General features: G+C 71.4%; 9 protein-coding genes and 1 riboswitch. Of the genes, 7 read left to right on the top strand and 2 right to left on the bottom strand.

The annotated features are described in order from the left end of the window. Positions 1-90: 90 nt before the first annotated feature. Positions 91-1536: an adenosylhomocysteinase gene (gene ahcY, locus M3M27_RS16600; protein ID WP_140723961.1), complete on the bottom strand. Its 1446-nt coding sequence runs from the start codon at positions 1534-1536 to the stop codon at positions 91-93. A 38-nt stretch (positions 1537-1574) separates the two neighbouring features. Continuing rightward, a riboswitch (S-adenosyl-L-homocysteine riboswitch) is annotated at positions 1575-1664 on the bottom strand. A gap of 312 nt (positions 1665-1976) precedes the next feature. Here ahcY and ppc point away from each other — a divergent pair. The 7 genes from ppc (at position 1977) to M3M27_RS16565 (ending at position 12373) form a co-directional block, all read left to right on the top strand. Next, on the top strand, positions 1977-4691 hold the full coding sequence (ppc, locus tag M3M27_RS16595) for a phosphoenolpyruvate carboxylase (RefSeq protein ID WP_140724268.1): 2715 nt from the start codon (positions 1977-1979) through the stop codon (positions 4689-4691). A 93-nt stretch (positions 4692-4784) separates the two neighbouring features. Then, entirely contained in the window at positions 4785-5366 is a 582-nt protein-coding gene (locus tag M3M27_RS16590; RefSeq protein WP_140723957.1) for a TetR/AcrR family transcriptional regulator, read from the top strand. Then, positions 5363-6382 (top strand): Lnb N-terminal periplasmic domain-containing protein, encoded by a 1020-nt coding sequence (locus M3M27_RS16585; protein ID WP_434026316.1) that lies wholly within the window; start codon positions 5363-5365, stop codon positions 6380-6382. Before M3M27_RS16590 ends, M3M27_RS16585 begins: the two co-directional genes overlap by 4 nt. Then, complete coding sequence (locus M3M27_RS16580) at positions 6379-8331, top strand: esterase/lipase family protein (RefSeq protein ID WP_434026315.1); 1953 nt, start codon at positions 6379-6381, stop codon at positions 8329-8331. The genes M3M27_RS16585 and M3M27_RS16580 overlap by 4 nt, the downstream gene beginning before the upstream one ends. Before the next feature lie 209 nt (positions 8332-8540). After that, positions 8541-9053, top strand: coding sequence for an Hsp20/alpha crystallin family protein (locus M3M27_RS16575; RefSeq protein WP_434026314.1), 513 nt, complete (start codon positions 8541-8543; stop codon positions 9051-9053). 82 nt (positions 9054-9135) lie between these two features. Next, complete coding sequence (locus M3M27_RS16570) at positions 9136-10260, top strand: glycosyltransferase family 4 protein (RefSeq protein ID WP_140723948.1); 1125 nt, start codon at positions 9136-9138, stop codon at positions 10258-10260. Beyond that, on the top strand, positions 10253-12373 hold the full coding sequence (locus M3M27_RS16565) for an amylo-alpha-1,6-glucosidase (protein WP_434026313.1): 2121 nt from the start codon (positions 10253-10255) through the stop codon (positions 12371-12373). Before M3M27_RS16570 ends, M3M27_RS16565 begins: the two co-directional genes overlap by 8 nt. Positions 12374-12398: 25 nt before the next feature. Here the strand turns inward: M3M27_RS16565 and M3M27_RS16560 are convergent, their stop codons facing one another. Beyond that, on the bottom strand, positions 12399-13232 hold the full coding sequence (locus M3M27_RS16560; protein WP_434026311.1) for an aldo/keto reductase: 834 nt from the start codon (positions 13230-13232) through the stop codon (positions 12399-12401). Positions 13233-13421: the final 189 nt, after the last annotated feature.

Below are 13421 nucleotides of genomic sequence, written 5' to 3'. Positions count from 1 at the left end.
CGGCATGCGCGGACGCGCCTGCGGCGTGCCTTGGACCCCACGAAAACGGGCGCCCGGAGGCGCCCGCGGTTGCATCGGCCCGGTGGCCGCTCAGTAGCGGTAGTGCTCCGGCTTGAACGGGCCCTCGACCGGCACGCCGAGGTAGTCGGCCTGTTCCTGGGTCAACTTGGTCAGCTTCACGCCGATCTTCTCCAGGTGCAGGCGCGCCACTTCCTCGTCCAGCTTCTTCGGCAGGCGGTAGACCACGCGCTCGTAGGCGTCCTTGTTCTGCCACAGGTCGATCTGCGCCAGGGTCTGGTTGGAGAAGCTGTTGGACATCACGAAGGACGGGTGGCCGGTGGCGCAGCCGAGGTTGACCAGGCGGCCTTCGGCGAGCAGGAAGATTGCGTTGCCGTTCGGGAACACGTACTTGTCCACCTGCGGCTTGATGTTGATCTTCCGCACGCCCGGATAGGCGTTCAGCGCATCGACCTGGATCTCGTTGTCGAAGTGGCCGATGTTGCAGACGATGGCCTGGTCCTTCATCGCGCTCAGGTGCTCGATGCGGATGATGTCCTTGTTGCCGGTGGTGGTGACGTAGATGTCGGCGGTGCCCAGGGTGTCTTCCACCGTGGCGACCTCGAAGCCTTCCATCGCCGCCTGCAGCGCGCAGATCGGGTCGATCTCGGTGACGATCACGCGCGCGCCGTAGGCGCGCAGCGAGTGCGCCGAGCCCTTGCCGACGTCGCCGTAGCCGCACACCACGGCGACCTTGCCGGCCAGCATCACGTCCATCGCGCGCTTGAGGCCGTCGGCCAGCGACTCGCGGCAGCCGTACAGGTTGTCGAACTTGCTCTTGGTCACCGAGTCGTTGACGTTGATCGCCGGCACCAGCAGCTTGCCGGCCTCGGCCAGCTGGTACAGGCGGTGCACGCCGGTGGTGGTCTCCTCGGACACGCCCTTCCAGTCCTGCACCACGCGGGTCCAGTAGCCCGGGCGTTCCTTGGCCACGCGCTTGAGCAGGTTCTTGATCACCTGCTCCTCGTGGTTGGACGAAGGCGTGTCGACCCAGCCCGAGCCGTTCTCCAGCTCGTAGCCCTTGTGGATCAGCAGGGTGACGTCGCCGCCGTCGTCCACGACCAGCTCCGGACCGGTGAGGGTGCCGTCGGGCAGGGTGAAGGTCAGCGCGTCGAGGGTGCAGTCCCAGTATTCCTCCAGCGTCTCGCCCTTCCAGGCGAACACGGGGGTGCCGGTGGCGGCGATCGCCGCGGCGGCGTGGTCCTGGGTGGAGAAGATGTTGCACGAGGCCCAGCGCACGTCGGCGCCGATGTCCTTGAGGGTCTCGATCAGCACCGCGGTCTGGATGGTCATGTGCAGCGAGCCGGTCACGCGCACGCCCTTCAGGGGCTGGGTGGCGGCGTACTTGCGGCGGATCGACATCAGGCCCGGCATCTCGTGCTCGGCGATGTCCAGTTCCTTGCGGCCCCAGTCGGCGAGGCCGATGTCGGCGACCTTGTAGTCGCCTCCGGTGGAGAAGGTCTTGGCTACGGCATTCATGCGTAATGCTCCGGTAAGGGGCAGGCGGGAGGCCTGCACGTTTCCGGGCGCCGTTGTGGAAGGGATTCCCGTCGAGCCTGGCCGGACTGGCGGAAGACCCGCAGCCGGTCGCAGCGCCCCTCGAGGGGAGCGCCGATTATATCGCGGCGCCATGGCGCGGCTGAATTCGCGGGCAGGCGGCGCAAGCCGGCGAGGCTGGCCGACACCCAGCCGCAAGGCCGACCGTCGTCCCTTCGCGGGATCGGGTATCGGTCGAGTCCCATCGGCGCCTGCGCCGCTCCCACGGGGCCTGGGGCTGTATCCATTCCTTTCCGCCGGCCTCGCATGCGCATCGGGAATGACTTGCACGACAGCACGGGAGAGCCGCGCCGATGGTTGCAAAAGCGAACGTTTGCTTCGGGTAGGCTTGGCTGAACCCCCACTGTCCGATGCGCATCGCAATGAACGAGTACCGCAGCAGTCTGGTCTTCGCCACGCCCGATATTCCCCTGCGCGACGACGTGCGCAGGCTGGGGGCGCTGGTCGGCGACCTGTTGGCCGAGCAGGTGTCGGAAGCCTTCCTCGGCGAGATCGAGCAGATACGGACCACGGCGATCGCGCGCCGGGAACGGGATACCCCGCCGGAGCCGCTGAGCGCGCTGCTGGACGCGCGCGAGCCGCGCGATGCCGAGGCGCTGGTGCGCGCGTTCAGCACCTACTTCCAGGTGGTCAACATCGCCGAGCGGGTGCACCGCATCCGCAGGCGCCGCGACTACCAGCGCAGCGGCACCGGCACGCCGCAGCCGGACGGGTTGCACGACGCGCTGCGCCGGCTCAAGGCGCAGGGCGTGACGCTGGAGGAACTCGGCAACTGGCTGCCGCGCATCGACATCGAACCGGTGTTCACCGCGCACCCGACCGAGGCGGTGCGCCGCGCGCTGCTCGAGAAGGAGCAGCTGATGGTCGCCAGCCTGATCGACAACCTCGACGGCGTGCGCACGCCGGGCGAGCAGGCGGTGGACCAGGCGCGCTTCCGCATGGCCCTGACCGCGGCCTGGCAGACCGCCGATTCCTCGCCGGTGCGCCCCACCGTCGAGGACGAGCGCGAGCACGTCGGGTTCTATCTCACCCAGGTGCTGTACCGGGTGATCCCCGCGCTGTACGAAACGCTGGAACACGCCATCGAGGAGACCTGGGGGCGCGCGCTGCCGCTGCCGCGCGTGCTGCGCTTCGGCACCTGGGTGGGCGGCGACATGGACGGCAACCCGAACGTGGACGCCAGGACCGTCACCGCCACGCTCGACGCGCAGCGCCGCGCGGTGCTGGACCGCTACCTCAAGGAACTGTGGCAACTGGCCAGCCTGCTCAGCCAGTCGACCACGCTGGTGCCGGTCAGCGCCGCCTTGATGGCGCGCCTGGACGAATACCGCGCCGCGCTGCCGGAGGCGGCCGCGCGCTCGCGCCCGCGCCACGGCGACATGCCGTACCGGCTGCTCAACGACCTGATGCGCGCCAAGCTGCAGGCGACGCTCGACGACGCGCCCGGCGCGTACGCGTCGCCGGCCGAGTTCGAGCACGACATCCAGCTGATCCTCGACAGCCTGGAAGCCAACCGGGGCCTGCACGCCGGCTGGTTCGCGGTGCGCCGCCTGCTGTGGCGCGTGCGCACGTTCGGCTTCCACCTGGCGCGGCTGGACGTGCGCCAGGAATCGAGCGTGCACGCGCGCGCGGTCGCCGCGGCGCTCGGCGACGATGCCTGGGAATCGAAGGATTACGCCGCGCGCGCCGACGCGCTGCAGCCCTACGCGGCCGGCGAGGCGGCGCTGCCGCGCGGCGGCGACGAGGGCAACGCGCGGCTGGACGCGGTGTTCGCCGCGCTCGCCGACGCGCGGCGCCGCCACGGCGCCGATGCGCTCGGCAGCTACATCATCTCGATGGCGCACAACCGCGCCGACGTGCTGACCGTGCTGGCGCTGGCGCGCCGCGGCGGGCTGGTCGACGCGGGCGGCGCGGTGCCGCTGGACATCGTGCCGCTGTTCGAGACCGTGGACGACCTGCGCGGCAGCATCGCCACGCTGCGCGACCTGCTCGCCGACCCGGTCTACCGCCGCCACCTGGCCGCGCGCGGCGACGTGCAGATGGTGATGCTCGGCTATTCCGACAGCGGCAAGGACGGCGGCATCGCGGCCTCGCGCTGGGGCCTGCAGCGCGCCCAGGTGGAACTGCTGGAGGCGGCCGAGCAGCTGGGCATCCGGCTGACCTTCTTCCACGGCCGCGGCGGCTCGATCGTGCGCGGCGGCGGCAAGACCACCAAGGCGCTGGAGGCGGCGCCGCGCGGCAGCGTCGACGGGCGCCTGCGCGTCACCGAGCAGGGCGAGGTGATCCACCGCAAGTACGGCATCCGCGCGCTGGCGCTGCGCTCGATGGAGCAGATGGCCGGCGCGGTGCTGCTGTCGAGCCTGCGCCCGCGCGCGCCGGAGCCGCGCGAGGCGCAGTGGCGGCCGGTGATGGACGTGGTCGCCGAACATAGCTCGCATGCGTACCGCGATTTCGTCGGCGCGCCGGATTTCATGGCGTACTTCCGCCAGGCCACGCCGATCGACGTGATCGAGCGGATGACGCTGGGGTCGCGCCCCTCGCGCCGGCTCGGCCAGGACGCGGCGCTGTCGAACCTGCGCGCGATCCCGTGGGTGTTCGCCTGGAGCCAGGCGCGCGCGGTGATCCCGGGCTGGTACGGCGTGGGCAGCGGCCTGCAGGCGGCGGTGGAGGCCGGCCACGAGGAGCTGCTGCGCGAGATGGCGGCCGAGTGGCCGTTCTTCCGTACCTTCCTCGACGACATCGCGATGGTGCTGTCCAAGGGCGACCTCAACATCGCCGAGATGTTCTCGCGGCTGGCGGGCCCGCTGCACGAGCGGTTCTTCCCGCGCATCCGCGACGAGCTGGCGCTGACCAAGCGCTGGGTCAAGACCCTGACCAACCAGCAGTCGCTGCTGCAGCACGATCCGCGGCTGGCGTTGTCGATACGGCTGCGCAACCCGTACATCGACCCGATCAGCGTGCTGCAGGTGGACCTGCTGCGCCGCTGGCGCGAGACCGGCGGGGAGGACGAGGCGCTGCTGCGGGCCCTGGTGGCCTGCGTCAACGGCGTCTCGCAGGGCCTGCAGAACACGGGCTGAGGAGGCGATGCGCGGCGCCCGTACGGACGCAAGGCCGGCCATGTTCGGCCAGGGGCTGGCGCGACCGGACAAAATTGTCCGACAATGCGCGCCATGACGACCCCACGCACCGATGCCGCGCTGCGCCGCCGGCAGATCCTCGACGCCGCCGACGACGTGTTCAGCGAGCACGGCGTCCATGCGCCCCTCGAACTCGTGGTCGAGCGCTCCGGCCTGGGCCGGGCTACGCTGTACCGCAACTTCCCCGACCGCCTCGCGCTGATGACGGCGCTGATGGAACGCGGGATGGACGCGTTCGAGCGGGCCGCGCGCGACCTCGGCGACCGGCCGGACGCGCTGGGCGTGCTGCTGCACGACGCGGCCGAGTACATCGCCGAGTCGGCGCCGTTGGTGGATTTCTGGCGCACCATGGAACGCGACCATCCGGCCCTGGAGGGCGCCGACCAGCGCGCGCTGTCGATCTTCATGCCGTTCGTGCGCCGCGCGATCGACGCCGGCCTGTGCCGGCCCGACGTGGACGAGGAGGAGATGCTGCTGGTGATCGACATGCTCGGCGGCTGCGTGCGGGGCGCCGACGAAACCGAGCGGCGGCGCCTGGCGCATCGCTCCGCCGATCTGCTGATGCGCGCGCTGGGCATGTCGCCCGAGCCGCCGCCCCCGCGCAGGCACGCGTGACCCCGGCGCTGCGAAGGGCGGGGCGCTGGGCGCTGCGCGTGGCGGTCGTCGCCGCCGGCGCGTGGAGCCTGCTGTCGATGTACTTCCTGATCCGCCACGACGCGCTGCTGCGCTGGGCGACGGTGGCGATCTGGGCCGGGCTCACCGCGGCCGCGCTGTGGGGACTGCGCCGCGGGCGCGAGAACTGGGCGCTGCCGGGCATCTTCGCCCTGGCCTTCGCGGGCCTGCAGTACGGCTGGTGGTCGATGCAGCCCAGCCAGGACCGCGCGTGGGCCGACGACGTCGCCGAGCGCCTGCGCCCGGAACTGCATGGCAGCCGCGTGGTGCTGCACAACGTGCGCGATTTCGACTGGCGCGGCGAGGACGACTACGGCATCCGCTGGGAGACCCGCGAGTACGACCTCGACCGGCTGGCGAGCGCGGACCTGGCGCTGTCGTACTGGATGGGGCCGGCCATCGCCCATACCCTGGTCTCGTTCGGGTTCGACGACGGTTCGCACGTGGTGTTCTCGCTGGAGATCCGCAAGGAGCGCGGCGAGTCGTTCTCGGCGCTGGGCGGGTTCTTCCGCATGTTCGAGGAAACCCTGGTCGCCGCCGACGAGCGCGACATCCTGCGCGTGCGCACCAACGCCCGCGGCGAGGACATGCACCTGTACCGGCTGGACATCCCGCGCGAAGGCCTGCGCAAGCTGTTCGTCGGCTACCTCGAGCGCGCGCGCGAGCTGGACCAGGCGCCGCGCTTCTACAACACGCTGACCAGCAACTGCACCACCATCGTGTTCGAGCTGGCCCGCCAGCTCGATCCCGGCCTGCCGCTGGACTGGCGGCTGCTGGCGTCGGGCTACCTGGCCGAGTACGCCTTCGACCAGCACGGCCTGCTGCCGGGCTATACCTTCGACCAGCTCGAGCGCGGCGGGCACATCACGGCGCGCGCGCGCGCGGCCGACCGCGATCCCGATTTCTCCGCGCGCATCCGCCCGGGCATGCCGCTGCGGCCGGCACAGGAGGTGCGATGAGGTTCCAGGCGATGGTGCGGGCGCTGGCGCTGGCCGCATTGCTGGCGGCGTCCGGCTGCGCGATGGTCACGGTGAAGTCGCGCGGTGCCGGCGACTACGTGGCGATCACGCGGGGCGACGTGCTGACCACCGACCGGCTCAGCGAAAGCGGGATCGAGACGCTGCGCGTGGCCGGCATCGAACCCAAGCCGTGCCGCGACGATCCGGCCGCCTGCGCCGCCCGGCTCGACGAGGTCTCCGGGCTCGGCGACGAGCGCCGCCTCGCCACCCAGGCCGAGTTGTGGATTGCCGAGGCGATCGCGCGCAACGGCCGCCAGCCGGCGAAGTCGATGGACGACGCGACGCTGCACGCCTGGCTCGAGGCGGCGCGGCATGCCTATGCCTACCTGTTCTTCACCGCGCGCACCCCGGGCGAGCGCGCCTTCGAGAACCGCCAGACCCAGGTCCGCGACTACTACAACTACGCCGTGCAGCAGGTGGTCGGCGAGGCGTTCCGGCGCTGGCGCTCGACTCCCCAGCCCCAGTCCAGCGAAAGCCTGGACATCGACGGCTGGCGGTTCAACACCGACCTGTCGGGTTTCCGCCTGCCCGGCGATACCGAGGTGCCGGAGGCCCTCTTCGACGCCAACAGCCTGCGCTTCGAAGGCCTGCGCAGCACCTATCGCCGCGACGGTTTCGGCGCCGAGCTGGTGGCCAAGGTGCCGCCCTCGGTGGTGGGCGATCCCACCGCCTCGCCGGTCGATCCCGAGGCCGGGGGCGACCAGGGCCAAGGCCGGGGGCGCAACGGCGAACCGGATTTCAGCGAAATGCCGTACGCGCCGACGACGGCGCTGCTGCGCTTCCACGGCGCCACGCTGCAGGAGCTGTTGGCCACCCGGGAAGTGACCCTGGTGCCGTACGACCCGTACCGCAATGCCGAGGTGGTGCTGCACGGCCAGCACGTGCCGCTGGCGGCCAACTTCACCGCGGCGTACGGGCTGTGGCTGGCGCAGTCCGGGTTTGCCAGCCAGTCGCTGCGCTCGATGCTGGGCCGCAAGCGCGGCATCGACCGGCCGCACCTGTACCTGATGCAGCCCTACGATCCGGACCGGCGCATCCTGCTGCTGTTGCACGGGCTGGCATCCAGTCCCGAGGCCTGGGTCAACGTCGCCAACGAGATCATGGGCGACGAGGCGCTGCGGCAGCACTACCAGATCTGGCAGGTCTACTACCCGACCAATGCGCCGATTCCCTACAACCGCGCGCAGATCGAAGCGCTGGTGCAGCGTACGCTGAAGCATTTCGACCCCGGCGGCAGCGCCGCCGCCTCGCAGCACATGGTGTTGATCGGGCACAGCATGGGCGGCGTGATCGGGCGGTTGCTGGTGTCCTCGTCCGGCGAGGCCTTGTGGCAGTCGCTGATGGCCGATCGCCGGCTCGACGGCGAGCGCGGCCGCCGCATCCGCGAGCGGCTCTCGCCGCTGCTGCATTTCGAGCCGCTGCCGGAAGTGGACCGCGCGATCTTCATCGCCGCGCCGCATCGCGGCACGCCGATGGCCGAGGGCAAGCTCGGGCGCCTGGTCGGCCGGCTGATCCGCCTGCCGGTGACGCTGCTGCAGCGCTTCGGCGACGTGCTGCAGGACCTGGCCGGGCAGGACGGCAAGGGCGACAACGTGGTGCCCACCGGCATCGACAACCTGCGCGATACCGATCCGTTCATCCTCGCCAGCGAGAACCTGCCGATCTCGCCGCGCGTGCGCTACCACACCATCGTCGGCAAGGACGACGACCTGCCGCTGCAGGACTCCAGCGACGGCGTGGTGCCGTACCGCAGCGCCCATCTCGATGGCGCCGAGTCGGAGAAGGTGATCCCGTCCTGGCACAGCGTGCAGGAGACGCCGCAGGCGGTGCTGGAGATCCGGCGCATCCTCCGGGAACAGATGCGCACCGAGGCCGAAGGGGCCCGCTGAGCGAACTTCTTCGCGCCGCATCGACGATGCTGGCCTGGCGCTGAATCCAGCGCCGCGGGCGACGCTTGAAAGGCCGGAGCAGGCACCTATCTGCAGCGTCGCCAGCGCAACGCGCGCGGCCGCGCCGGAGCCTCCCGCGCGGGGGCTCCGGCGCGAGGCCGGGCGGCGTCGCGCATGGCGACGACCTGATCATCGAGGAGAGAACTGTCATGAGCGTCAGTCAGTTGATTCCTTGGAACCGGAACCGCGGAAACTCCCCGCAACCGTTGGCGCGCGACGCGCGCGATCCCTTCGTGTCGCTGCACCGGGAAATGAACCGGCTGTTCGACGAGCTGTGGCGGCAGGCCGACGAACTGCTGCCGCGCGGCGAGAACGCCGGCATGCCGGCCGCCGGCTGGCCCAGCGTGGACCTGGTCGAGCGCGATCGCGAGATCGTGGTGAGCGCCGAACTGCCCGGCCTGCAGGAGAAGGACGTCGAGGTGCTGGTCGAGAACGGCCAGCTGGTGCTGCGCGGCGAACGCCGCGGCGAGCGCGACGACCCGGCGCGCCGCATCGGCGAGCGTTGGTACGGCCGCTTCGAACGCCGCATCCCGCTGGACGTGGAAGTGGAAGTCGATGCGGCACGCGCCGAGTTCCGCGACGGCGTGCTGAGCGTGAGCCTGCCCAAGAGCGGGAGCGCGCTGGCCAGGCCGGTACGCATCCCGATCGAAAGGGCGGCTTGAGCCGCCGCCCGTTCCCTTCCCGTTCCTCTTCGTGGCCGGCGCGGGTTCGCCGCGCCGGTCCCAGCCTTCTTACCCCGGACCCATGCGTATCGCCCATATCGCCCCGCTCTACGAAGCGGTGCCGCCGCGCCTGTACGGCGGCACCGAACGCATCGTCGCCTACCTCGCCGACGCGCAGGTCGCGCTCGGCCATCACGTGACCGTATTCGCCAGCGCCGATACCCATACCCGCGCCGAACTGGTACCGGCGCGCGACTGCGCGATCCGGCTCGATCCGGCTCCATTGAAATCCGATATCGCCGCGCACCTGGCGATGCTGCACGAGGTCAGGCGCCAGGCCGACCGCTTCGACATCCTGCACTTCCATGTCGACCTGCTGCATTTCCCGTTCTTCGAGGACATGGCGGGGCGCACCCTGACGACCTTGCACGGGCGGCTGGACCTGAAGGACCTGCCGGCGGCCTACCGGCGCTGGCCGCGCTACCCGCTCGCCTCGATCTCCGACCAACAGCGCCGTCCGCTGCCCGACGCCAACTGGGTGGCCACCGTGCCGCACGGATTGCCCGAGGACCTGTACGGCCGGGCATCGCGGCCGACCGGCGACTACCTGGCGTTCCTGGGCCGGATCTCGCCGGAGAAGCGCCCGGACCGCGCCATCCGCATCGCGCGCCGCGCCGGCCTGCCGTTGCGCATCGCCGCCAAGATCGACGCCGCCGACGCCGACTACCACCGCCGGACCATCGCGCCGATGCTGCGCGAAGGCGGCGCCGAACTGGTCGGCGAGATCAACGATGCCGGCAAGCGCTACCTGCTCGGCCATGCGCGCGCGCTGCTGTTCCCGATCGACTGGCCCGAGCCGTTCGGCCTGGTGATGATCGAGGCGATGGCCTGCGGCACGCCGGTGATCGCCTGGGACCACGGCTCGGTGCGCGAAGTGGTCGAGGAGGGCGTCACCGGCTTCATCGTCGACTCGGAAGAGGCCGCGGCCGCGGCGGTCGCGCGCGCGGGCGAACTGGACCGCGCGCGGATCCGGCGCCGGTTCGAACAGCGCTTCGGCGCCACGGTGATGGCGCGGCGCTACCTGGAGGCATACCGCCGGCTGCTGGATGAGGAACGCGGCCGCGCCGGGGCGGCCGGCGCATGGGACCTGCGCCACCTGCCGCCCGTGCACGCGGTGGCCGCCGCAGGCGAAGCCGCGCATGCCTGAGTTCGACGTCGCGCCGTCGGCACAGGCCGGCGCCAGGCACGCGCTCAAGTGCGGCGACAGCTTCCTGGTCTGCGACGGCCGCGGCGACATCGTCGACGGCGAAGCCGACGGCCTCTACCGCGACGGCACCCGGGTGCTGTCGCGGCTGCGGCTGCGGCTCGGCGGGACCGAGCCGTCGCTGCTGAGCGCGGGCGTGAGCCAGGACAACGTGTTCCTGACCGTGCACCTGACCAACCGGCCGTTGCCGCCGCTGGGCGGCAGCGCGGCGGAGGAGGGCGTGATCCATGTCGAGCGCGCGCGCTTCCTGTGGGGCGAGCGGCTGTACGAGCGCATCGCGTGCCGCAACCACGGGCAGATGCCGCTGCGCTTCGGCCTGGCGCTGGAGTTCGATGCCGACTTCCGCGACATGTTCGAAGTGCGCGGCGTGCAGCGCACCGGGCGCGGGCAGCACCAGCCCGCGCAGCTGCACGCGCAGGGCGTCGTCCTGGCCTATCTCGGCCTGGACGGGCAGCAGCGGCGCCTGAGCCTGGATTTCTCGCAGCCGCCGCGGCGGCTGTCGGACCAGCGCGCCGAATTCGAACTGGAGCTCGCGCCGGACGCGGACCACGTCCTCTACCTGGAAGCCGGCGCGGAGGCGCAGCGGCCGGACTGCGCGCGGTTCCGCCAGGCGGCGGCGCACGCGCGGCGCGCGATGCGGGCGCGGCGGCGCGTGGGCGCCCGGCCGCGCAGCAGCAATCGCCTGTTCAATGCGTGGCTGGAGCGCTCGCGCGCGGACATCGCCCTGCTCACCAGCGACCTGCCGACCGGGCCGTATCCCTACGCGGGCATTCCCTGGTTCTCCACGCCGTTCGGCCGCGACGCGGTGGTGACGGCGTTGCAGACGCTGTGGCTGGATCCGTCGCTGGCGCGCGGCGTGCTCGCCTACCTGGCGCGGCACCAGGCGCAGGAGACCTCGAGCTTCCGCGACGCCGCCCCCGGCAAGATCCTGCACGAGGCCCGCAAGGGCGAGATGGCGGCGCTGGCCGAGCTGCCGTTCGGCCGCTACTACGGCGGCGTGGACACCACGCCGCTGTTCCTGGTCCTGGCCGGCGCCTACCACGCGCGCACCGCCGACACGGGCTTCATCGAGGACCTGTGGCCGTCGCTGGTCGCCGCCGCCGGCTGGATCGAGCGCAGTTGCCGGGCCGACCGCGACGGCCTGCTCGCCTACCACCGCGGCGAGCCGGGCGGCCTGCTCAACCAGGGCTGGAAGGACAGCGGCGATGCGATCTTCCATGCCGATGGCCGGATCCCGCCGGGGCCGATCGCGCTGGTGGAGGTGCAGGGCTATGCCTGCGCCGGACTGCAGGCCCTGGCGGAGCTGGCGCAACTGCGCGGGCGGGAGGCGGACGCGGCGCATTGGCGGCGGCAGGCGCGCGCATTGCGCGAACGCACCGAACAGGTGTTCTGGGACCCAGGGCTGGACTTCTACGCCATCGCGCGGGACGGCGAGGGACGCCGCTGCCGGGTGAAGGCGTCCAACGCCGGCCACCTGCTGTTCGCCGGCGTCGCCGCACCCGAACGCGGCCGCGCGGTGGCGATGCAGCTGGCCGGGCGCGCCTTCGATGGCGGGTGGGGCGTGCGCACGCTGGCCATCGGCCAGGCCCGCTACAACCCGATGTCCTACCACAACGGTTCGGTCTGGCCGCACGACGTCGCCCTGTGCGCGGCCGGCCTGGCGCGCTACGGCGAACGCGAGGCCGCCGTGCGCCTGCTGGAGGAGATGTTCGACGCCGCGGTCCATTTCGACATGCGCCTGCCCGAGCTGTTCTGCGGTTTCCCGCGGTTGCCGGGACAACCGCCGATCGCCTATCCGGTGGCCTGCCTGCCGCAGGCATGGGCGGCCGGTTCGGTGTTCATGCTGCTGCAGGCCTGCCTGGGCATCCGCATCGAAGCGGCGCGCGCGATGGTGGAGATCGACCATCCCCGCCTGCCCGAAGGCGTGGACCGCCTGCAGCTGCGCGGCCTGCAGGTCGGGCAGGAACGCCTGGACCTGAGCTTCGAGCGCAGCGGCCGCCGCGTGCTGGTCGCGCGCGACGGCGGCGCCGGCATCGGCCTGAGCGTCCGCCTGTAGGCGGCGCCAGGCCCTGGCGGGCTCGTCAGCCCGCCTGCAGGGTGGCCGGATCGGGGCCGAGCCGGCGGCCGACATCGAGTTCGGCGATCCGCGCCAGGTCGGATCCGTCGAGCGCGAAGTCGAAGATCGCCGCGTTCTCGGCGATGCGCGAAGGCGTGACCGACTTGGGGAACACCACCAGGCCCAGTTGCACGTGCCAGCGCAGGATCACCTGGGCGGGCGTCTTGCCGTGCTTGCCGGCGATCTCGCGCAGGCGGGCATCGCCGAGCAGCTCGCCGCCCTGGGCGAGCGGGCTCCACGATTCGGTGGCGATGCCGTGCGCGGCATCGTAGGCGCGCAGCTCCTTCTGCTGGAACAGCGGATGCAGTTCGATCTGGTTGACCGCCGGCACGACGCCGGTGGCCTCGACGATGCGGTCGATGTCCTGCGGGCGGAAGTTGGAAACGCCGATCGAGCGCGCCTTGCCGTCCTCGCGCGCGCGGACCAGCGCCTTCCAGGTATCGACGAACTTGCCGTCGGCGGGGCAGGGCCAGTGGATCAGGTACAGGTCCACGTAGTCCAGCGCGAGCTTGCGCAGGCTGGCGTCGAGCGCCTTCAGCGCGCGGTCATAGCCCTGGTCGGCGTTCCACAGCTTGGTGGTGATGAACAGTTCGCCGCGCGGCAGGCCGGATGCGGCGACGGCCTGGCCGACGCCTTCCTCGTTGCGGTAGATCGCGGCCGTGTCGACGTGGCGGTAACCCAGTTCGAAGGCCGTGCCGACCACGCGGGCGGTCTCTTCGGCGGGCGTCTGCCAGACGCCCAGGCCCAATTGCGGGATCGAGCGGCCATCGTTGAGGGACACGGAGGGAATCGTGGACATGGAGGCTCCCGGGGCAAAGCGTTGATGGTAGACGCAACCGCGGCGATGCTCCGCGAAACGCTGGGTTGCGAGGGGGCAACGCCGCGCGGCTTGTGCCGATTTTCGCGTCGTGTTGGGTGGAAAACGCGCAAAACCTCGCGCTGACATCGTTGTCACACAACTGCAAGCACGCCTGCGAACAATTGCGCG

Origin of the sequence: Xanthomonas boreopolis (assembly GCF_046529185.1) — a bacterium.
GTDB classification, from domain to species: domain Bacteria; phylum Pseudomonadota; class Gammaproteobacteria; order Xanthomonadales; family Xanthomonadaceae; genus Pseudomonas_S; species Pseudomonas_S boreopolis.
This window is presented reverse-complemented; position numbering and strand designations above follow the sequence as displayed.